Annotated in this window: 17 protein-coding genes; 8 read left to right on the plus strand and 9 right to left on the minus strand. The window is 62.3% G+C overall.

The window, feature by feature from the left end:
- The first annotated feature begins 55 nt into the window (after positions 1-55).
- From treS to CLAC_RS08460, 3 genes are all read left to right on the plus strand, one after another.
- On the plus strand, positions 56-1,828 hold the full coding sequence (gene treS, locus CLAC_RS08450) for a maltose alpha-D-glucosyltransferase (protein WP_053412536.1): 1,773 nt from the start codon (positions 56-58) through the stop codon (positions 1,826-1,828).
- A 43-nt stretch (positions 1,829-1,871) separates the two neighbouring features.
- Positions 1,872-3,230: a maltokinase N-terminal cap-like domain-containing protein gene (locus tag CLAC_RS08455; RefSeq protein WP_053412537.1), complete on the plus strand. Its 1,359-nt coding sequence runs from the start codon at positions 1,872-1,874 to the stop codon at positions 3,228-3,230.
- 71 nt (positions 3,231-3,301) lie between these two features.
- A complete protein-coding gene (locus CLAC_RS08460) occupies positions 3,302-5,182 on the plus strand; it encodes an ABC transporter ATP-binding protein (RefSeq protein ID WP_053412538.1) in 1,881 nt (626 codons plus the stop codon).
- A gap of 16 nt (positions 5,183-5,198) precedes the next feature.
- On the opposite strand, the gene CLAC_RS08465 is transcribed toward CLAC_RS08460, so the two are convergent.
- Positions 5,199-6,158 carry a diacylglycerol kinase gene (locus tag CLAC_RS08465; RefSeq protein WP_053412539.1) on the minus strand — a complete coding sequence of 320 codons (960 nt, stop codon included), beginning with the start codon at positions 6,156-6,158 and terminating at the stop codon, positions 5,199-5,201.
- A 180-nt stretch (positions 6,159-6,338) separates the two neighbouring features.
- Here CLAC_RS08465 and CLAC_RS08470 point away from each other — a divergent pair, with 180 nt between their 5' ends.
- The 3 genes from CLAC_RS08470 (at position 6,339) to CLAC_RS08480 (ending at position 11,360) form a co-directional block, all read left to right on the plus strand.
- Entirely contained in the window at positions 6,339-8,030 is a 1,692-nt protein-coding gene (locus tag CLAC_RS08470) for an FAD-binding oxidoreductase (protein ID WP_053412540.1), read from the plus strand.
- 526 nt (positions 8,031-8,556) lie between these two features.
- A complete protein-coding gene (locus CLAC_RS08475; RefSeq protein ID WP_053413367.1) occupies positions 8,557-10,140 on the plus strand; it encodes a glycerol-3-phosphate dehydrogenase/oxidase in 1,584 nt (527 codons plus the stop codon).
- Between the two features lie 44 nt (positions 10,141-10,184).
- Positions 10,185-11,360, plus strand: a complete 1,176-nt coding sequence (locus CLAC_RS08480) for a MalY/PatB family protein (protein ID WP_053412541.1) — start codon at positions 10,185-10,187, stop codon at positions 11,358-11,360.
- Here the strand turns inward: CLAC_RS08480 and CLAC_RS08485 are convergent.
- The 4 genes from CLAC_RS08485 to CLAC_RS08500 all read right to left on the minus strand — a co-directional run bounded on the left by CLAC_RS08485 (position 11,357) and on the right by CLAC_RS08500 (position 14,896).
- Positions 11,357-12,694: an acid phosphatase gene (locus CLAC_RS08485; protein ID WP_245621845.1), complete on the minus strand. Its 1,338-nt coding sequence runs from the start codon at positions 12,692-12,694 to the stop codon at positions 11,357-11,359. The genes CLAC_RS08480 and CLAC_RS08485 overlap by 4 nt on opposite strands.
- Positions 12,695-12,929: 235 nt before the next feature.
- Entirely contained in the window at positions 12,930-13,796 is an 867-nt protein-coding gene (locus CLAC_RS08490; protein ID WP_053412543.1) for a 3-hydroxybutyryl-CoA dehydrogenase, read from the minus strand.
- Positions 13,797-13,940: 144 nt separating this feature from the next.
- A complete protein-coding gene (locus tag CLAC_RS08495) occupies positions 13,941-14,573 on the minus strand; it encodes a hypothetical protein (protein ID WP_053412544.1) in 633 nt (210 codons plus the stop codon).
- Positions 14,573-14,896, minus strand: a complete 324-nt coding sequence (locus CLAC_RS08500; protein ID WP_053413368.1) for a putative quinol monooxygenase — start codon at positions 14,894-14,896, stop codon at positions 14,573-14,575. The genes CLAC_RS08495 and CLAC_RS08500 overlap by 1 nt, the downstream gene beginning before the upstream one ends.
- An 82-nt stretch (positions 14,897-14,978) precedes the next feature.
- On the opposite strand from CLAC_RS08500, the gene CLAC_RS08505 reads away from it, so the two are divergent.
- The gene (locus tag CLAC_RS08505; RefSeq protein ID WP_053412545.1) at positions 14,979-15,533 is read left to right on the plus strand and encodes a gamma carbonic anhydrase family protein; all 555 of its coding nucleotides are present in this window, start codon (positions 14,979-14,981) and stop codon (positions 15,531-15,533) included.
- A gap of 24 nt (positions 15,534-15,557) precedes the next feature.
- Here the strand turns inward: CLAC_RS08505 and CLAC_RS08510 are convergent, their stop codons facing one another.
- Complete coding sequence (locus tag CLAC_RS08510) at positions 15,558-16,295, minus strand: isochorismatase family protein (RefSeq protein ID WP_082313273.1); 738 nt, start codon at positions 16,293-16,295, stop codon at positions 15,558-15,560.
- Between the two features lie 139 nt (positions 16,296-16,434).
- Here CLAC_RS08510 and CLAC_RS08515 point away from each other — a divergent pair, with 139 nt between their 5' ends.
- Entirely contained in the window at positions 16,435-17,376 is a 942-nt protein-coding gene (locus tag CLAC_RS08515; RefSeq protein WP_053412546.1) for a DUF808 domain-containing protein, read from the plus strand.
- Here CLAC_RS08515 and CLAC_RS08520 read toward each other — a convergent pair.
- From CLAC_RS08520 to CLAC_RS08530, 3 genes are all read right to left on the minus strand, one after another.
- Positions 17,373-17,852 (minus strand): YchJ family protein, encoded by a 480-nt coding sequence (locus CLAC_RS08520; RefSeq protein WP_169750336.1) that lies wholly within the window; start codon positions 17,850-17,852, stop codon positions 17,373-17,375. The genes CLAC_RS08515 and CLAC_RS08520 overlap by 4 nt on opposite strands.
- Before the next feature lie 95 nt (positions 17,853-17,947).
- Positions 17,948-19,381 carry a GuaB1 family IMP dehydrogenase-related protein gene (locus tag CLAC_RS08525; RefSeq protein WP_053412547.1) on the minus strand — a complete coding sequence of 478 codons (1,434 nt, stop codon included), beginning with the start codon at positions 19,379-19,381 and terminating at the stop codon, positions 17,948-17,950.
- A 16-nt stretch (positions 19,382-19,397) separates the two neighbouring features.
- The gene (locus CLAC_RS08530; protein WP_211255352.1) at positions 19,398-20,999 is read right to left on the minus strand and encodes a xylulokinase; all 1,602 of its coding nucleotides are present in this window, start codon (positions 20,997-20,999) and stop codon (positions 19,398-19,400) included.
- Positions 21,000-21,003 lie beyond the last annotated feature (4 nt).

Raw genomic sequence — 21,003 nt, forward strand, 5'->3', positions numbered from 1 at the left:
CAGCTCCTCAAGCAAGCTCCTGCAGGTTGCAGCCCGAGTCGTTACGCTGGAGGCCATGACAGACGCCAAGGCAGATTATGAGTGGTACCGCAGCGCGGTGTTCTACGAGGTACTTGTCCGAGCCTTCAACGACTCGGACAACAACGGCTCCGGTGACTTAAAAGGGCTCACCGAGAAGCTCGACTATCTGCAATGGCTCGGCGTTGACTGCCTCTGGCTTCCGCCCTTTTATGACTCGCCGCTGCGAGACGGCGGCTACGATATCCGCGACTTCCGCAAGGTTCTGCCGGAGTTCGGCACCGTCGAGGATTTCAAGGAGCTTCTGGACGCAGCCCACGCCCGGGGCATCCGAGTCATCACGGACCTCGTGATGAACCACACGTCGGATAGCCACGAGTGGTTCCAGGCCTCCCGCACCGACCCCGACGGCCCCTACGGCGACTTCTATGTCTGGACCGACGACCCGGAGACTTACTCGGGCGCGCGCATCATCTTCGTTGATACCGAGGATTCCAACTGGACCTACGACCCGGTGCGCGGCCAGTACTACTGGCACCGCTTCTTCTCCCACCAGCCGGACCTGAACTACGACAACCCGGCGGTCCAGGAGGCCATGATTGATGTCCTGCGATTCTGGTCCGACCTGGGCATCGACGGCTTCCGCCTCGACGCGGTTCCCTACCTCTTCGAGCGCGAGGGCACCAACTGCGAGAACCTGCCGGAGACGCACGAGTTCCTCAAGCGCTGCCGCAAGGTCATGGACGAGGAGTATCCGGGGCGCGTGCTCCTGGCAGAGGCCAACCAGTGGCCGGCCGATGTCGTCGAGTATTTCGGAGATCCCGACGTCGGCGGCGACGAATGCCACATGGCGTTCCACTTCCCACTGATGCCGCGGATTTTCATGGCCGTGCGCAAGCAGTCCCGCTTCCCCATCTCGGAGATCCTGGAGTCCACCCCGGAGATTCCGTCGTCGGCGCAGTGGGGCATCTTCCTGCGCAACCACGACGAGCTGACCCTGGAGATGGTCACCGACGCGGAGCGCGACTACATGTACGCCGAGTACGCCCATGACCCACGCATGAAGGCAAACATCGGCATTCGCCGTCGCCTAGCGCCGCTGCTGCAGAACGACCGCAACCAGCTGGAGCTGTTCAACGCACTGCTGCTGTCGCTACCCGGCTCTCCCGTCCTCTACTACGGCGACGAGATCGGCATGGGCGATAACATCTGGCTCGGTGACCGCGACGGCGTGCGCACGCCGATGCAGTGGTCACCGGACCGCAATGCCGGCTTCTCCAAGGCCGACCCGGGCCGCCTGTACCTGCCGACAATTCAGGACGCGACCTACGGCTACCAGGCGGTCAACGTCGAAAACCAGGCCAGCTACACAAACTCGCTGCTCAATTGGGTGCGCCGTCTAATCCAGGTGCGCAAGCGTTTCGACGCCTTCGGCCTGGGCACCTTTCGCGAGCTCGACTCCGACACCCCGTCGGTACTGACCTACCTGCGCGAGTACGAGCGGGAGGACGGCGAGAAGGAGGTGCTCCTGTGCGTCAATAATCTATCCTCCTACCCCGCCGCGGTGTCCCTCGACCTGTCGGAGTTTTCAGGTTCCACGCCCGTAGAGCTGACCGGTTCAGTCCCGTTCCCCACCATCGGTACTGAAAACTACCAGGTCACCCTGCCGGGCCACGGCTTCTACTGGTTTGAAATTCAGACCCCTCCGGAGACAACTTCAGAGGCGAACGCGTCGATGATGGCGCCGACGATTCCGGTCGCCCAGGCGATTTCGGATGTGCCGGTGCAGGCGTCCTCGCACGCAGACTAGAGCAATACCCCGCCAAGAATCCGTACACGAAAGGCGAAGCACAATGAGCATTCCCAACGTAGAACTAATCGCCGCGGAACTGGCGCAGAGCTTGCCGAAGCTGCGCTTTTTCGCCGACAAGACCGCAAACATTGAATCCGTCGAGGTCCTCTCCCTAAGCCCGGCGCTGCGCGATCACGCGGTCGCCCCGGACGTCGATATCGCCCTGGTCCGCGTCCATGTCGACGCATCGGGCAAGGCCCCAACCTATCTCCTGCCCATCGCCTGGTCCGAGGAGCTGCCCGAGGGGCTCGACCAGTCGCTTTTGGTCCGCGCGGAAGGCCTCCTGGGCTACGACGCTCTGGCCGACTCCGCCGCCATCACCGCGCTCGGGCAGGCGCTTGTCGACGGTGGCTCGCTCGGTGACATGACCTTAAAGTCGGTACCGAAGTCGAGCCTTGACCGACCCGAAAACGGCCGCCCTATGGGCGTCGAGCAGTCGAACACGTCGGTGATTTTCGACGATGCCGTGATGTGTAAGTTTTTCCGCCGCCTCCACCCCGGTACAAATGCCGATGTGGAGTTGCTCGCGGCTCTATCCCAGGCCGAGTGCGACTCCGTGCCGCAGCTTTTCGGATGGCTCGAGTTGGAGCTTGACGGCGAGACCTACACCACCGCTATGCTGCAGGAGTTTGTGCCGAATTCCGTGGACGGCTGGGAGCTGGCCCTTGGTGCCGTGCGCGACGCGATTCGTGAGATCGACGTCGACCTGGACCAGCTCGGCACTGACTTCGCCCTGGAGGCCCGTGCACTCGGCGAGGCCGTCGCCGCGGTCCACCACAGCTTGGCCGCCGCCCTGCCTGTGAAGAATCGTCTCTCCGGCGCGGAGCTGGTCGCGCCTTTGCGCACGCGCCTGGAATTCGTCGCAGGCATCGTCCCCGAGATTGCCGAGGTCCGCGACCGCGCCGAGAATGTTTTCGCCCGCGCGGAGGCCTCAGTGCCCGAGTCGGGCGCCGTCGTCCAGCGCATCCACGGCGACCTTCACCTGGGCCAGGTGCTGCGAACCCCGCGCTCGTGGCGTCTGATTGACTTCGAGGGCGAGCCCTCTCGCCCGTGGGAGGAACGCAGGCTCCCGGATCACCCACTGCGCGACGTTGCCGGCATGATTCGCTCCTTCGACTACGCGGCGCACTACCCGATGCTGACCGGCCGCGAGGACACAGCCGCGACAGCCCCGCGCGTGGACGAGTGGGCAAGCCGCAACATCGACGCGTTCCTGGCCGGCTACGCCGACGCCGGCAACTCAGCTCTCCTGGAGGCGTTCATCCTGGACAAGGCAATCTACGAGTGCCTCTACGAGGCGCAGAACCGCCCCGACTGGCTAGCGCTGCCCCTCGGTGCGGTGCGCTCGCTGCTCGGTTAAGCCACCAGATAAAGCGCTGTTAGGATAGTTACTTTCCTATCCGCGCAAACTTCGGGGAGATTGAGGTCGCCGTGCGCCTGCTTAGCAGAATCCTGTCCACTACGCGAGTGCTCTGGCCGTTCTATATCGGTGTCGTTGTCTGCTCGCTGGCGACCGCGGCGGCGACGCTGGTCAGCCCATTCCTAATCCGCGACGCCACCGACGCAATCGTGTCCACCGCGACCGGAGGCGCCAGCGACGAGGTCATCTCGACCACGACGTGGACCGTCTTCTGGCTGGTGGCGGGCCTGCTCGTCGCGGACCTCACACAGACGATTGTTCACAACGTCGGCGGATACCTCGGCGATGTGATGACGGCGCGCATGCGCGAGATTCTGTCGACCCGCTACTTCGCTAAGCTGCTGAGCCTGCCGCAGCGCTACTTCGACAGCCAGGTCACGGGCACCATCATCGCCCGCCTGGAGCGCTCAATCACTAACGTCACGCAGTTCTTGCAGGCGTTTTCGAACAACTTCTTCCCAATGCTGCTCACCGTCGGCGCGGTGCTCGTCATCACGGCGTGGCACTACTGGCCACTGGCGCTGCTGTTGATTATCGTCTTCCCGGTCTACACCTTCCTCACTGCGCTGACATCCAAGAAGTGGCAGAAGATTGAGGGCAAGAAGAACGAGCAGATCGACTCCGCCGGCGGCCGCTTCGCAGAGGCGATTGGCCAGGTCAAGGTCGTCCGCTCCTTCACCGCCGAGCTGCGCGAAATTGCGTTCTTCGGCTCCCGCTTCGTCCGCACTATTTCTCTGACCCGCGAGCAGTCCTCGTGGTGGCACAGGATGGACGCCCTGCGCGGTGGAATCCTGAACCTGATCTTCGCGGGAATCTATATGGTGCTGTTCCTGCGCACCCTCTACGGGGACTTCTCCATCGGCACCATGGTCATGCTGATTCAGCTGATTAACATGGCCCGCCAGCCGGTGATGATGATGAGCTACCTCGTCGACACCGCGCAGCGCGCCATCGCCGGATCGCGCGACTACTTCCACGTCATGGAGCTCGAGCCCGAAAGCCGCACTCAGCCGGAGCTGCTGGCCGCCGTGCGTACCGACTCCGGCGAGGTCTCCGACTCTCCCGCAACCGCTGAGCGTGCCTGCCGCGACCGCGCCGAGGAGCAGAAGCGCGCCGGAGCGCCCATCGTGGACTTCGACGGCGTCTCCTTCGAATACGACAAGGGCAAGCCCGTGCTCTCCGACGTCTCCTTCACCGCGTATTCCGGGCAGAAGGTCGCGCTGGTTGGCGAGTCCGGCGGAGGAAAGTCCACCATCGTCAACCTGCTGCTGGGCTTCTACACCCCGACCGCGGGCAAGCTGAGCGTTATCGGGTCTGATGTCACCGAAATTTCCGGCTCGGACCTGCGCGCGGGCTCCGCCGTCGTGTTCCAGGATGCGGCGCTATTCTCCGGCACAATCAAGGAGAACATCGCCTACGGCAAGCCGGACGCCACAGACGCCGAGATTGTCGAGGCCGCCCGCAAGGCCAACGCCGACACATTCATCCGCAGTTTCGCCGACGGCTACGACACCACCATTGGCGAGCGCGGCCTGAAGCTCTCCGGCGGCCAGAAACAGCGCATCGCCATCGCCCGCGCAATCCTCAAAGACGCTCCCCTGCTTATCCTCGACGAGGCTACCTCCGCGCTGGACACCAAGGCCGAGCGCGAGGTTCAGCACGGCCTGGAGAAGCTGATGGAGGGCCGTACCACCGTCATCATCGCACACCGCCTGTCCACCATCTCCGACGTGGACACGATCGTCACGCTTGCCGACGGCCACGTCGACGAGGTCGGCGCCCCAGCCGAGCTCGCTACCACTGACGGCATATACGCCGAACTGCTCCGGCTGACCGCGTCGGCATCAGCTGCCGATCGCAAGCGCCTGAAGCAGTTCGGAATCAAGGGCTAGTGCGGGCGGGGTCACGCTAAGGGCGCGGGACTATGTACTTGCCGACGGAGGGGACGACCTCGACCGTGACCGGCAGGGGGAACATGAAGTCGCCGTCGGCGTAGGCGTTCATGGGCCGCGCAGGTCCGGTGTATTCGACATGGGCCTTGCGGCAGCGATAAGTCGAGACCTCTTCTATCTCGTTAAGAGTGCCATCGAATACCGATTTGAAGGCCAGCGCGGCCTTAATTCGGGAACTCTTACCAATAACGGTGATATCCAGCAGTCCATCGGAGTGGTTGGCGGTCGGGCAAATCTTCATGCCGCCACCGTAGGAGCGGGTGTTACCGAACGCGGCCAGGGTAATCGGGTCGTCGAGCACGCGGTCGTCGTCCAGCGTAATCTTGAACGGCAGCGAGTGGAAGGCGAGGAACTCGCGGACAATGGCCAGGTTGTAGCGGTTGCGGCCGTGCGGCCAGCTCATCTGGTTGACGCGGTCGGAGACAATCGAGTCGAATCCGGCGCACATGATGGTGCCGAACCACTTCTGGTTGCCCTGGACATCGGTGATGCGGCCTAGGTCGGTGGTGGTCCAGAAGCCGTCGGCGATGACGTTTGCGGCTTCCTTGGCATCGTCGCGCGGAAGGTTGTACTCGCGACCGTGGTCATTGCCGGTGCCCGCGGGGACGATGCCCAGCGGGATGCCGGTGCCAGCCTGCTCCTGCAGCGCGAGGTTGATCATGCCGTCGCCACCGCAGACCGCCAGCGCGTCGATGCGTCCGTCCGAGATGACCTCGCGGATCAGCTTGCGGGCATCGTCCGGGTTGGAGCCCTGCAGGGCGATGACATCGATGCCACGATCGGCGAACACTCGGCTTGCCTTGCGGGACGCGGCCTGGGAGGCGCCATGCCCCGCATGGGGGTTAGTCACGAGTGCGAGCGTCTCAATCTTTGTGTTACCCAGGGGGTAGTTGAGGTCCTTATCTTGAACAGTCATCAGTCCGAAACCTATCCTGACATGCGATTTTTGGGCTTAATGCCCATCTTAGAGGGCTCTTAACAAAATTCTATCAGGATTACTTGACATTTTTTTACATTCCGTAACGGAATGGGGTTAGAATAGTGCTAGAAACATCGACATCCCATTGGGCAACCCTGATCGAGAGGAACTTCCACAATGGCTAATAAGCTCACCATCCCTTACCGTATGCGCTGGTGGGGCTGGGGCGTAGACGGCAACGACAAGCCGATCACCGCAGAGAGCGAAAAGCTCCTCCAGCGAGAAATCGGAATGTCTCTCGAGGCCAACAACCCGCCCCGCGATATCGCCGAGGTCACCATCCCGGACAGCCGGCTTGCCGACGACGACATTGCAGCACTGTCCGCGGTCGTGGGCGAAGAATCCGTCGCAACTGACCACGACACCCGCGTCAAGCACGCCGTCGGCCGCTCCTACGCCGACCTGGCCCGACTGCGCGCAGCGAAGCTGGACGTAGCCCCCGACGCCGTCGTCCTGCCGAAGACCGAGGAGCAGATCGAGCAGCTACTGAAGGTCTGTTCCGAGCGCAAGACCGCCATCGTCGCCTTCGGCGGCGGCACCTCGGTCGTCGGCGGCGTCGAGGCAATCGACGGCGGGTTCGGCAAGGCGATTGCCGTCTCCATGGTTGCCTTCGACAAGATCCTGGAAATCGACGAGATTTCCGGCACAGTCACCGTAGAGTCTGGAGTATTCGGCCCGGACCTGGAAGAGGCACTGTCCGCCAAGGGCTTCACCGCAGGCCACTTCCCGCAGTCCTTCGAGTACTCCACCGTCGGCGGCTGGGTCTCCTGCCGCTCCGCAGGCCAGGAGTCCTCCGGATACGGTCGCATCGACCGCAACGTCATCGGCATGCGCGTCGTCACCCCGGCCGGTACCATGGAATTCCGCGACATGCCGTCGTCGGCCTCCGGCCCGAACCCGCGGGAGCTCTTCCTGGGCTCCGAGGGCACCCTTGGCATCATCACGCACGTGACCATCGCGCTGAACAAGCGCCCGGAGAAGATGCTCTTCGACACTTACTTCTTCAACTCCTTCGACGAAGCCGCACAGGTCATGCGCGAGCTGGAGCAGAGCGGCCACGTCCCGCACCTGGCCCGCCTGTCGGACGAGAAGGAGACCAAGTTCGGCCTAACGCAGCTGGCCTCGGGCAACCTGAGCGAGAATGTCATCAAGTACCTGAAGTTCCGCGGCATCGATACACCGTGCATGACCATTTTCGGCTTCGCACAGACCGACGCCCTCGGCGCCCGAGTCGCCCGCGAGCGCCTGGCCACCCGACTGCTGACCAAGAAGTGCGTCCGCGTCGGCTCGATCCCGGGCATGGCATGGGTCAACCACCGATTCTCCTCTCCGTACCTGCGCGACGTCATGATGACCCGCCGCGTCGGCGTCGATACGCTTGAGACCGCCACCACCTGGGACCAGGCCTGCGAGCTGCGCCGCAAGATTATCTCCCGCATGGAGGCAGCCGGCGAGGCCCACGGAACCCCGGTGTACGTGTTCTGCCACATCTCGCACATGTACGAGTCCGGCTGCTCGCTGTACTTCACATACTTCTTCCGCGAGACCGAGGGCGAGATCCTGCAGCAGTGGATGGACATCAAGTCCGCAGCCTCCAACGCCATGATGGAGTTCGGCGGCACCATCACACACCACCACGGCGTCGGGCAGGACCACTCTCCGCAGTACTACGAGGAGAACACCGAACTCTTCGCAAAGGTCATGCAGACCATCAAAAAGGAGCTCGACCCCGCCGGCATCCTCAACCCCGGCAAGCTGGCCACGGGCCCGCGCGCCCTCGAGGACCGCTACAACGGGAAGATGATCTAGTAGAGCGTCTTTTTGGCCGAGTTACCGGGGTCGTGCACGGGCGCGGTCCTACTCGGCGAGGCTGACCAGCTCGCTGGCGTAAATCTCCGGCGCTGCTGGGCCGTCATAAATGAACAGGGAAACGTAGTCTTCCAGGGTGAAGGTTTCGATTGCGGCAGTCATTGTGGCGTGCGTTGCTTTCTGTGCTGTGGCTGGCTTCTTATCTGCAGTTCGGGCTTTTTAAGGTCCGTGCGACGGAAAGCGCTAACAGTGCAACTTGCAGCTTGGGTTTTCAATGACACCCCCGGTTTCAACAGGGGGACAAGTTTATAAGCCGCTTAGTTTCCACGCACCCGGGGCACGGACTGGAGACAGCAGCAACACATCTGCAGCGATGGCGTGAGTTCAAGCGCCTGGATTGCGTTAGCAACCTTTGAGTTTGCGCGTAATGCCATCGGTAATCTCCTTTCGTTTTCGTCCGTGCCCAAAGTGACTAATGAACAACTTAGTCTATTTCTCCAATAAACGGAAGTTCGAGGGAACTTACATGTCTGCCACGCACACCCCCAACCCCCGCGCCGAGGACGGCGCACTGAACAAGAAGCGTCGGCAAGCGGACCTGGACCGCCTGCGCGACGGTGCAGCAAAGGGCGAACTCCCGGACCTGCTCGTCATCGGTGCCGGCATCACCGGCGTCGGCATCGCGCTCGACGCGGCATCCCGCGGTTTGGACACAGTCCTGATCGACGCACACGATCTCGCATTCGGCACCTCTCGCTGGTCCTCGAAGCTCGCCCACGGAGGACTGCGCTACCTGGCCACTGGCAACGTCGGGATTGCCCGCCGCTCGGCGGTTGAGCGCGGCACCCTACTCGATGTCACCGCCCCGCACCTGGTCCACAAGCTGCCGCAGGTCGTGCCGGTCATGAATGTCTTCGCGCCGCTAACCCGCATCCTGCCGCGAATGGGCTTCCTCGCCGGAGACTTCCTCCGCATCATCGCAGGCACCTCAGCGACGACACTGCCCCTGTCGCGCACCGTCGGAAAGCAGCGCGTGGCGGAGCTCTCGCCGACCGTCCGCAAGAAGGACGTGCAGTTTGGCTACGTCAACTACGACGGCCAACTGCGTGACGACGCCCGCCTGGTCACCGCAATCGCACGCACCGCCGCCAGCTACGGCGCCACCGTGCTGACCAAGGTCCGCTGCGAGAACGCGACCGGCACGGGTGCCACCCTGGTCGACGAGCTGAGCGGCGAGAAGTTCGAGCTGCCGGCCCGCACCGTCGTCAATGCGACCGGCGTGTGGGCAGGAGACGTCGACAGCAGCATCAAGGTGCGTCCGTCGCGCGGCACGCACCTTGTGCTGGACGCCGCGAAGCTGGGCAACCCGACCGGATCCCTGACCGTGCCGGTACCGGGCTACACCAACCGCTTCTGCTTCGTTCTGCCCGCAGAGCACAACCGCGTCTACATCGGCCTGACCGACGAGTCGGCGCCCGGCCCCATCCCGGACGTCCCCGAGGTCCCGGAGGAGGACATCACCTTCCTGCTCGACGTCATCAACCAGGCCCTGGAGACCCCGTTGACCCGCGAGGACGTCAACGGCGCGTTCGCCGGCCTGCGCCCGCTGATTGACTCCGGCGAGGGCAACACCGCCGACCTCTCGCGCGAGCACGCGCTGCTGGAGGCCGACAACGGCCTGATTTCGATTACCGGCGGCAAGCTCACCGAGTACCGACTGATGGCCGAGCAGACGGTGGATAAGGTGATCTCCAAACTGGGCATCACCGCCCCTGAGTGCCTGACCCGCCGCATCCCAGTACTCGGCTCCGACCGCCGCGGCATGGACCGCGCCCGCACCGCCGCGGAGGCCGGACGCATTCCGATGGCCCTGTTTAACCGCTACGGCGCCGAATCGCAGGAGGTCATCGACTCCTGCCCACTGGAGCGCCCGCTGGATCCAGTGGCCGAGGGCATCGACGTCACCCGCGCCGAGTTCGCCTGGCACGTCACCCACGAAGGGGCTCTCAGCGTCGACGACATTCTCGACCGACGCACCCGCATCGGCCTGGTCGCCGCGGACCGCGAGGCCGCTCTGCCCGCCGCCGAGGAGGCACTGAAGCTAGCATAGCGAAATAGACCAAGCTGTCTACATTGATGGTATAAAGTGACACTGTGAATGAAAGCACCAGCAAGAACTTCGACAGTGTCACTTTTCCGTCTCTAGAACAGCTTCGAGCCCGCGGCACCCTCAAGTGGACTGCATACCCTGCCGACGTACTGCCCCTATGGGTCGCCGAGTCCGACCCCGACACCTGCCCCGCTGTTGCCCACGCCGTCGCCGAGGCCTGCAAGCGCGAACACTTCGGATACCCACCTCGCGACATCTCCGCCCTCACCGAAGCCGCCGCGGGATTCTCCGAGCTTCGCTACGGCTGGCGCCCGAACCCCGACAACATCTTCGCAATCGCCGATGTCGTCCGCGGAGTCACACTCGCCGTCGAGCGATTCACCCGCCCGGACAGCGCAATCGTAGTGCCCACCCCCGCCTACATGCCCTTCTTCGATGTGGGGCCGGCTCTTGGGCGTGAGTCTGTCTTTATCCCCACGCTTGCCGACGGGCCGGACCTCGACGCCCTCGAGGATGCCTTCAAGGACGGGGCCGGTTGCCTGATTCTGTGCAACCCCAATAATCCCCTGGGCTTTACGTACACAGCGGAGAAACTTCGCGAGATTACCGACCTCGCGGCGCGCTACGGCGCCCGCGTTATTTCAGACGAGATCCACGGTCCTGTAGTCCTGACCGGCAAGCACACCCCGACAGCGTCGGTGTCGGACACCGCCGACGAGGTCACGATTACGGTGACCGCGACGTCGAAAGGCTGGAATACGGCCGGACTCAAGTGCGCACAACTGATTTTGAACAACGCCGATGCGAAGGAGTGGAACGCGCTGCCGCACATTGTGCACGAAGGGGTGTCCATCCTGGGGCTGGTCGCGGCCGCCGCCGCCTGGCGCGACGGAGTCCCGTGGCTGGATAGGTTCCTCGACGTGCTGCGCGGCAACCGCGACACCATCGCTGCCCGGCTGGCCGAGTTCGCGCCGGAGGCTAAGTTCACTCCCCCGCAGGCTTCCTTCCTCGGCTGGATCGACCTGACCGGTGTCCCCGGCATCGACACCGGCAATCCGTCGCAGTGGTTGGTCGACAATGCCCGGATAGCACTAAACCCCGGCACCGCCTTCGGAGAAGGGGGCTCGGGGCATGTGCGGATGAATTTCGCGACCTCGCCCGAAATCCTGGGCGAGGCGCTCGACCGCTTTGAGGCGGCCATCGCAGCTAGCCGGGGCTAGTTGGTCACGGTGACGGAGCCGTCAGCGTTGACAACGTACTTCGCGGCATAGGCGCGGGCTAGGTTCATACGAATGTGCTGGCCCTCGCCGTCGTTTCGGTCCAGCGGGTAACCGGAGGCTATGGCGGTCTGAGCGAGGATTTGCTCACGCTGGGAGTCGTTCAGCTCCGGGAACTTCGTGGCGAGCAGACCCGCGTAGCGCTTCGGGACGACGACCGGGTTGTTGGTTCCACCGATCTGCTTGAAGTCGTAGGTCATGCGGTCCGTGTAAATCTTGGCGGCATCCGCATCGGACATGTACGGGGTGTCCTTTGCGACGCACTCCGCGATGGTTCCGCCACAACGGTACTCCAGCTCCGCGCGCAGCTCGCCCTGTGCCTGCTCGATAAGGTGCTGGAACTCCGAATCGGCCCAGCGGTCAGCGGCGGCCTGGTTGCCCATCATGCGGCCACCGATGACATCGAGTGGGTAGTGGACGCCCATGACCAGGCGGGACTGGCCGGCCTCGGAGGAACGGGCCTGAATCTGCGCAGCGACTTCCGGCATCATGATCGACAGCAGGGTCGACGTCCACGCGGCCTTGTTGGTGTGGCCGGACGGGTAGGACGGAGTCGTTGAGTACGGGTCGTCCTGGCCGTCGCGGTAGTAGCGCTTGATGCGGTCCGGCGCGACGACGAAGGGGCGATCGTAGCCGTAGTAGTACTTCTCAATGAAGGTTGAGCTCATCACACCGCCGCCGCGGGCGAGGTTTCCGGAAAGCAAGGCCTTGGTCTTGGGCAGGTAGCCCTCCTTCAGTGCTGCCTTGAAGTGGGCTCCGAGGTTCTTGCCCATGCCGGTGGAGAGGTTCTCAAGTGGGTCAATGTAGTCGTCGTCGAGAGCGAGGTTCTTTGCATTCTCGTCGTTTTCGGCCTCATTGTTAATGCGCACGACGGTCTCGAGGTTCTGCTCCATCACCTCGGGGTGGTTCTTCTTCAGGTCCTCGAAGGGGTTGACCACGTAGAAGTAGAAGAACTTATCGGTCGCAGCGTCCGACTGATGGAAGCGGTAGAGCTGGTCGATACGGAAGGGGGACGCCTGAGGGGCCTGCATCCCCTGAGCATTCTCGCCGCGGGCAGGGCCAACCGATTCGAAGCCCGGAGACGCGAGGCCACCGGCAACGTCCGGGGTCTTAGCACCTATCCAAGAATTAGGTTCCTGAGCTGGTGCAGGAGCAATTCCAGTGGGCAATGCTGGCTGGGCCAGCGCTGCCGGCGCGGTTCCTAGCATCATGGTCATCGCCGCCGCCGCTGCACAAGAACGGACGGCACTGCGATTAAAGGCTTTGCGGATAGACACGGTAGTCCCTTCGGAGAAAATGTCTTTCGAGAATCAGTATCGCGCGGCTTTCGCCGAAAACGAGAGAAAACTGGGTCCGTGCTAAGGACAGACTCAAAGATTCTGGATTTATATTAGGCGGATTAACACCTTTATGCGATTTGAAAAGCCAAAATAAGCCCCAGCGAGGGGGTATCCTCGCTGGGGCTCTATCACCCGAGTCGGAAGAATTCTGCTACCGACTCGTTTGAAATTTTTACTTGGAGTAGTCGTAGAAACCGCGACCGGACTTGCGGCCGAAACGCCCTGCCTCCACCATGCGCTTGAGCAGCGGCGGTGCCGCGTAGGTCGGCTCAGCGTACTCGTCGTACATAGCGTCGGCGATGAACTTAACAGTGTCCAGCCCGACCATGTCGGCCAAAGTCAGCGGACCCATCGGGTGGGCGCAGCCGTTGACCATACCTGCATCGATGTCCTCCGCGGTCGCAACGCCATCCTGCAGCATGCGAATCGCGCCGAGGATGTACGGAACCAGAAGTGCGTTGACGATGAATCCGGAGCGATCCTTCGCGCGAATCACGGTCTTGCCCAGTGCTTCCTTGGCGTAGTCGTAGGCGCGGTCCGCCTGCACCTGCCCGGTGGACAGCGTCACCACGTGCTCAACCAGCGGGAGCACCGGCACGGGGTTGAAGAAGTGAAGGCCCATGACGCGCTCAGGGCGCTTGGTTGCCGCTGCAATCGACTGAATCGGCAGCGAAGAGGTGTTAGAGGCAAGAATCGCGTCATCCGACTCGACAATCTCATCGAGCTGCGAGAATACGGATGCCTTTACCTCAGGGTTTTCCACGATGGCCTCGATAACCAGCTCGCGGTCGGCAAAATCGTCCAGCTCGGTAGTGTAGCTAATCCGGCCGAGAATCTCGTCGCGTGCGCTCTGCTCGAGCTTTCCGCGGGAAACCGCCTTGTCCAGAGACTTCTCGATGCGCGCGCGGCCCGCGTCGAGGAACTCCTGCTTAGCCTCCCAGACCTTAACCTCGCTGCCGGCCTTCGCGCAGACCTCGATAATGCCGGAGCCCATCTGTCCCGCGCCGACGATACCTACTCGAGAAATGCTGTTTGCCATGGTTTTCCTACCTCTCCCGGTCTGACCCGGTGAAAACTTTCGCTTGGGGCGTATATCTCTCCCCAGGCTACTAACCACGGGTCGGACCTTCAGCGGTTTCCGATAAAAGGTGTAATTTTTTGGCCTCTGCTTATTTGGCCTCCGCTAGAAAGCCATTCGCTTACGCAGAGCCTCCCGAATCGAGGTCAGCTGCTCCACCGCCTGTCCGGCCAAGTCTTCCACAGGCTGCTCTCCGTTAGAGCGCACGGACTCCCACTTGGAAATAACCCGATCCAGGGCATCTTCCATCACGGTGAGATAGGCCATGTCAGCGTGCGGGCCTTCCTCGTCGGTCAGCCGGGCCAGCGCCTCCTGATCCACTTCCGCGAGAGAGGGATCTACCCCGACTCCCAGGATCTTGACCAGCCGGTCTTCTTCCTCTCTAAAAACTGGCGACGCCAATTGCGCCAATTCCCGAGTGCCGTCCGACACCGATCCCTTTGCGATAAGCTCCTGCGACGCTTCCTTTAGCACCGAGGTATCCGCAGCAAGCTGCGCCAGCGAATCCCGCAATTGCGCACTGGATGTCGTCGCTGCGGGCTGGGTGCTTTCGGACTTCGGGGTCTCCTGCGAGGGCATTGCCTCCGGAGAGTCGCTTGCCGACGGTGTCCCCTTACCAACGGACTCGGCCGAGCTGCACGCGCCCAGGCCCAGTGCCGCGAGAGAGACTAATCCCACCGCACCGGCCCGGAGCCTCTTACGGGGAGAGGACGTGTCCTTTGCAGTGGAGGAAAACATTAATCGACCTGCAGCTCGCCCATACGATCCCAGTCCTGCTTGTCCGGCAGCACCTGGGAGACGATCTTCGGGGTCTCGACTAGCAGCGGCTTCATGGCCTCAAGGCCCTCAGCGAAATGCTCGGAGTTGACGTGCGCCTCCGCAGCATCGTCCTCGAAAGCCTCGACGAGGATGTACTGGTTCGGGTCCTCAACGCTGCGGGACCACTCGAACCACTTGTTGCCTGCCTCAGCACGGGTGGCCTTAGTGAAGTCGGCGACGTGATCCATCCACTCGTCGGCAAACTCGGGCTTTACTTGGTAATTGACAACAATGAAAATCATGTCGCCCACTGTAGGCGCGTAATCGCCTAAATGCACACTCTTTCGCCAATCGGCTGCGACTGAGGCCTATATCATTGACCACATGATGCACGCACCGCTCATCCTGTCTTACCAGGGCAAAACTCCCCGCATTCACTCCGACGCCTGGATTGCTCCGGGCGCGGTAATTATCGGCGATGTCGAAATCGGGGCGGAAAGCTCCGTCTTCTACGGCTGTGTCCTCCGTGGCGATGTCGCGCCAATCCGCATCGGCCGCCGCACAAACATTCAGGACAACTCCACAATCCACGTCGACTCCGACGCCCCGACCACTCTCGGAGACCACGTCACCGTCGGCCACATGGCTCTCATCCACGGCACCACCGTCGAAGATAGCACTCTCGTCGGCATGAAGTCGGCGCTCCTATCACACTCGCGCATTGGGGCCGGCAGCCTTATTGCCGCGGGCGCCGTTGTCCTGGAGGGCCAGGAGATCCCGCCCGCGTCGCTCGCCGCGGGAGTCCCCGCCAAGGTCCGCCGCCAGCTTTCCGACGAAGAGGTCGCCGGTTTCATCGCCCATGCGGGCCGCTACGTTGAGACGTCGAACCAGCATCGCCACCTGGAGCAGGTGGACATCGACATGGTGCGGTTCAACTAAGGGCGTGCCGTCCGTACCGTTCGGCTAGGCCAAGACTGCGCCGGAGGATTCCATCTCCATCAACGAAAAATCGCCACGGTCCGCGTCGACTGCGGCGATTTGCTTACGCAGCACCCGCACTGAGAATCCCTCCTTCAGCCCGTCCAGCACCGTCGCTCGAACACAGTGATCCGTGGCGATACCAGCGACGTCGATTTCCTCGATATCGGAGGCGCGCAAGGCGTCGGCAAGCAGAACTCCGGCCTCGGTCCGGCCTTCGAAACCAGAGTAGGCCGCAGAGTACTCCCCCTTGGTGACATCGATACGCACAGCGTGCGGGTTTAGCTGTGCGAAAAACTCCAGGGCACGCTGCATCTCGGGGTGAATCTCGGCTCCGGTAGTGCCCGCAACACAGTGGGCAGGCCAGGTATCTACGAAATCGGGATCATCGGAAAAGTGCTCTCCTGGGTCGATATGATTATCCCTACTGGTGACGATGACATCGTATTTGTTAGCCGTTCCGGCAACGTGCAGATATGTATTTCGGAAGGCGGTAACGGCACCGTCAACAGCCAACGATCCCCCCTCCGAGAAATCGTTTTGCGCATCCACCACCACTAACGCCATCCGAGGCCGAGGCGGATGCGATGGCTCGGACTCCTGCGGAATCGTTTGGGGGGTGCGTGCTTTCTCGGGCGCTGTGGTAGAGACGTCTGGCTTCGCGTGCTCATCGAGCTCGCCCTCATTGAGCTGTCGGTACATCTCGGAGAAAGAAGCGTTCATGCATTACATCTTGCCACGACCACGCAGACCAAAAACGGGCGGCGGGGTATGCCAACGGCCGCACATCTCGTGGGTTTTGTTCCAATCCGGCTAAAATTATCCCGACTGACAACTGGTTCTTTAGCTTAGGAGGACTCACATGCCAGGCGGACTAGTAGCACTGCTTGACGACGTTGCGACAATCGCAAAGGCAGCGGCGGCCTCGACCGACGACATTGCTGCCGCTGCTGGTCGAGCCAGTGCCAAGGCTGCGGGCGTAGTAGTAGACGATGCCGCGGTGACCCCGCAGTTCGTCGACGGAGTCTCTCCTAAGCGGGAACTTCCCATGATTTGGCGAATCACTAAGGGATCGTTGATCAACAAAATCGTCATTATCCTGCCGATTGCGCTGTTGCTCAGCCAATTCCTCCCCTGGGCTTTGACCCCGATTCTCATGCTGGGCGGCTCCTACTTGTGCTTCGAGGGGATGGAGAAGGTGTGGGAAAAGATTCACCACAGACTATCCCCGAAGGTCAGCGAGGCCGAGCGCATGGAGGCTGCGACAAACCGCTCGCCGAAGGATGAAGATGCCCTGGTGAAGTCCGCTATCTTCACCGACCTCATCCTCTCCGCGGAGATCATGGTGATCTCTCTGAACGAGGTCTCCCACGAACCGCTACTAAACCGCGCGCTCATCCTTATCGCGGTGGCACTGGTCATTACCCTGGCCGTCTACGGCGTCGTCGGACTGCTGGTCAAGATCGATGACATCGGACTGTACCTGCAGTCAAAGAACTCTGCGGGGGCCGCGAAGTTCGGCGCGGGATTGGTCAAGGCCATGCCCATCGTGCTGAACATCATCGGCGTGGTCGGCACGTTCGCGATGCTCTGGGTCGGTGGTCACATCATGGTTGTCGGCCTCGACGAGCTGGGCTGGTCCCTGCCGCACCACCTGGTCCACAACCTGGAGCAGATGGTCTCCGGCGGATTCCTGACCTGGGTTGCCGGCACCACCGGATCGCTCATCTTCGGCGCGATCTGGGGCGCCATCCTCGTGGCCGCCACCGCAGTTTTGCCGTTCGGCCACAGCAAGAAGCACTAGCTGTATTCGACGTCCCCGTCGACGTAGACCCAGCGGCGAGCGCGCGTGACGAAGCGCGAACGCTCGTACATCACCGAGTTCCCTTCGCTGTCACGGAACCGAGCCCGGAACTCGACGACGCCCTCGGTATCTCCTTCGCGCCCGGCCTCGGTGTCCACGATTTCGAGGCCCAGCCACTCCACATCATCGTCGAGGTGAATGACCTCTGGACGATACCGCGGATGCCAAGTGCGCCATAGATAATCCGCCTCGTGCGCCGCGAACGCACTATAACGAGCAGCCATCAGCTCCGCGGCAGTAGCGGCCTGCCGTTCACCTCGGTGCAGTGGGCCGCAGCACTTTCCGTAAACGCCGCCGCCACACGGGCACGGGTCAGCATCGGAAAACCGCACCCGGCTAAACAGCCTGGCCCGCTTGTCGGTTTGTCCACGGCCAGATCCAATGCCACCGATGTCGTTTCCGAATATTGTCGCCATGAGTTTCCCCCAGCCCCCTTAGTTGTTTGATTACACCCCGAGGTTTCGAGGCTACGAAACCCCCCGGAGAGTTAAATCAATAGATACCAAAATCACTAACGCGTCGCGCGCGGCATACCCTCCGCGAAGCCGGCCGCGGACTGTACACCCACGATTGCTCGCTGCGAGAACTCCTCAATCGAGGCGGCACCCGCGTAGGTGCAGGAAGACCGGACTCCGGAGATGATGCGGTCGACCTGGTCCTCGACTCCTTCACGGCCCGGCTCAAGGTAAATCTTCGAGGTAGAAATTCCCTCCTCGAACATCTCACGGCGAGCCTTCTCGAATGCCTCCACCTTGGCGTTGCGGCTTTCCACCGCCCTGTGGGAGGCCATGCCGAAGGACTCCTTGAACATCCGGCCATCCGCGTCGAACTGCACATCTCCCGGGGACTCGAAGGTGCCGGAGAACCAGGAGCCGATCATCACGTTCGACGCGCCTGCGGCCAGTGCCAGCGCGACATCGCGCGGGTCCTTCACACCACCGTCAGCCCAGACATGGACGCCTAGCTTCTTGGCCTCCGCGGCGCACTCCAAGACTGCGGAGAACTGCGGTCGGCCGACGCCGGTCTGCATACGGGTGGTGCACATTGCACCCGGGCCAACGCCGACCTTGATAATGTCCGCGCCCGCCTCCGCAAGATCCCTCACGCCATCGGCCGTGACTACGTTGCCCGCGGCGATGGGCACGCCCGGGTTCAGCGCGCGGACCCGCTTGAGAGCATCGAGCATCGTGTCCTGGTGGCCGTGAGCGGTATCGACGACGAGGACGTCCGCCCCGGCGTCGATAAGCGTCCTTACCCTGCCTTCGACATCGCCGTTGATGCCAATCGCGGCACCGACGCGCAGGCGCCCTTCAGCATCGACCGCGGGCTTGTACAGCGTGGCTCGCAGCGCTCCCTTTCGCGTTAGCACACCGACGACGCGACCATCGGCGTCGACCACCGGAGCGAGCTTGCGTCCCGACTCGGAGAGCAGGTCAAACGCCCGGCGCGGTTCGATGTCGGACGGCAGAGTGAATAGTGAGGTGCTCATCAGGGTTCCGACCTGCGCGAAGTTATCAACCCCAGTCAGGTCGCGAACGGTGATCAGGCCGACAGGGCGCTCGCCATCGACTACTACCGCCGCACCGTGCGCGCGCTTCGGCAGCAGGTGGCGTGCATATCCGGCTGTGTGATGCGGCTTCACAATGATTGGGGTGTCGAAGACGAGGTGAGCCGACTTGATTTCGCGGATTGTCTCCGCCGCAATGTCCGCGGGCACGTCCTGCGGCAGAATCGCGATCCCACCGCGACGAGCGATCGTCTCAGCCATGCGACGCCCTGAAACTGCGGTCATGTTCGACACGACAATCGGGATGGTCGTGCCGGTCCCGTCGGAGGTGCTCAGGTCAACCCCCATGCGGGATCCGACGGAGGATTTCGACGGAACCATGAACACGTCGCTATAAGTCAGTTCGTACGGCGCTTTGCTGTCATTGAGGAACTTCACCGCATCAGGATAGCGCTTAATTCGAGTTCAAGATCCGGTAGATTTTCCGGTTCGCCTTGTATAGGCCTTTGAAAGCATGGAATTGGCGATCGTAGACGGCCTTATTGTCCGGATTCGGCTCGAAAGATTTCTCCACGGTAATGAGTTCGTCCGCGTCCTCCACCGATTCGATGAGCCCCATTCCGGTCGCCACCAGGATGGCCGCACCGACGGCTCCGACGTCCTGCGGAGTATCCACGACGTCGACTCCACGCTGAAGCACATCGGCGAGAATCTGGGCGGTGGTATCCGACAGGGCTCCGCCGCCCACGAAGCGCACGCGCTGGGAGGGCGTGACGTGGCGGTTTCGCTCATGTGCCTCCACGAACCATCGCATGTGTAGGCAGACGCCCTCGACGACCGCGCGAAGCATCTCAGTCTTTCCGGACTCCAGAGAGATATTGAAAAACGCGGCCCTGACCAACGGATCTTCAAAGGGGCTGCGATTGCCGTGCAGCCACGGGGCGAAGAGCACTCCCCCGCTGCCGGGCTCGGCTTTCGCGATGACATTCGAGAGGTAGTCGTAGAGGGATGCGTGGGCACTGTTAGTTCCCTGGGCGACATGGCGCTGATCTAGGAACACGTTGATCTCGTCAAGTGCGAGGTGGTCGCGCACCCATTCGAGGCATTTGCCGGCTGTCTCCAGCTCTGCGAAGTAGTTGAAAGTCTTGGGGTCCGCGCCCACAATCGCCGCCATCATCGAGGTCAGGTCTACGGTGTACTTGTCCGTCACCGTCGACACCCATCCGGACGTGCCCATGTAGACATGGGTCTCGCCGACTCCCACTGCGCCAGCGCCTACGCCGATCAGCGAGGCATCGCCGCCTCCCGCGTAGACGGGAATCTTCGCCTTGAGGCCTAGCTCCGCCGCCTGTTCCTTCCGGAGCTTGCCGACGATATCCCCTGACCTGACAATTGTGGGCATATGGTCGGCGTTGATGCCCAGCTTCTTCATGACGACTTCGTCGAAGGCCGGCTTATCAGTGTCTTTCGCGAGGAGCATCGTTGCGAAAGCCGAGTCCCGCGACATGACGAATTCGCCGGTCATGCGGGCAATCATTGATTCCTTGACATCCAGCCACTTGTGTGCGCGGCTGAAGGCTTCCGGGTCGTTTTCTCGGACCCAGTGGTACTTCCAGACCGGGTCCTTGACGCTCGCTGGGACGACTCCGGTGCGACGCAGGCAGGTGGCCGCTTTGAACAGATTGAGTCCCGCGAAGGTTGGGAACCCTCCGATGACTTTGTTCATCTGCGCTCGGGCGCGCTGGTCCATGTAGTTGAGCGAGCGGTGCACCGGCCGGGCGTCTTCGTCTACAAGCACGAGGGACTGCATTTGCGCGCAGAAACTAATTCCCGACAGGAGTTCTACCTCCTCGGGATTGCGCTCGGCGATCTTGCGAGTTGTTGAGACGATTGCGTCCCACCAGTCCTCGGGGTCCTGCTCCGCACCGCCGCCGGGCATGATATGGAGCTTGTAATTCGCCGAGACTGAATCAATCCGCTTTACCCTGTCGCCGATGGAAAAGAGGCAGGTCTTCACGCCAGTCGTACCCAGGTCGTAGGCCAATACATTAATCATCGCG

The organism is Corynebacterium lactis RW2-5 (genome assembly GCF_001274895.1).
GTDB lineage: Bacteria > Actinomycetota > Actinomycetes > Mycobacteriales > Mycobacteriaceae > Corynebacterium > Corynebacterium lactis.

Excerpts from the sequence above, each read along its gene's own strand:
- treS (WP_053412536.1), top strand. The coding sequence starts at position 56 with ATGACAGACGCCAAGGCAGATTATGAGTGGTACCGCAGCGCGGTGTTC.
- CLAC_RS08465 (WP_053412539.1), bottom strand. The coding sequence starts at position 6,158 with ATGACTGTTCAAGATAAGGACCTCAACTACCCCCTGGGTAACACAAAG.
- CLAC_RS08455 (WP_053412537.1), top strand. The coding sequence starts at position 1,872 with ATGAGCATTCCCAACGTAGAACTAATCGCCGCGGAACTGGCGCAGAGC.
- CLAC_RS08470 (WP_053412540.1), top strand. The coding sequence starts at position 6,339 with ATGGCTAATAAGCTCACCATCCCTTACCGTATGCGCTGGTGGGGCTGG.
- CLAC_RS08520 (WP_169750336.1), bottom strand. The coding sequence starts at position 17,852 with ATGGCGACAATATTCGGAAACGACATCGGTGGCATTGGATCTGGCCGT.
- CLAC_RS08505 (WP_053412545.1), top strand. The coding sequence starts at position 14,979 with ATGATGCACGCACCGCTCATCCTGTCTTACCAGGGCAAAACTCCCCGC.
- CLAC_RS08530 (WP_211255352.1), bottom strand. The coding sequence starts at position 20,999 with ATGATTAATGTATTGGCCTACGACCTGGGTACGACTGGCGTGAAGACC.
- CLAC_RS08510 (WP_082313273.1), bottom strand. The coding sequence starts at position 16,295 with ATGAACGCTTCTTTCTCCGAGATGTACCGACAGCTCAATGAGGGCGAG.
- CLAC_RS08495 (WP_053412544.1), bottom strand. The coding sequence starts at position 14,573 with ATGTTTTCCTCCACTGCAAAGGACACGTCCTCTCCCCGTAAGAGGCTC.
- CLAC_RS08490 (WP_053412543.1), bottom strand. The coding sequence starts at position 13,796 with ATGGCAAACAGCATTTCTCGAGTAGGTATCGTCGGCGCGGGACAGATG.
- CLAC_RS08515 (WP_053412546.1), top strand. The coding sequence starts at position 16,435 with ATGCCAGGCGGACTAGTAGCACTGCTTGACGACGTTGCGACAATCGCA.
- CLAC_RS08500 (WP_053413368.1), bottom strand. The coding sequence starts at position 14,896 with ATGATTTTCATTGTTGTCAATTACCAAGTAAAGCCCGAGTTTGCCGAC.
- CLAC_RS08475 (WP_053413367.1), top strand. The coding sequence starts at position 8,557 with ATGTCTGCCACGCACACCCCCAACCCCCGCGCCGAGGACGGCGCACTG.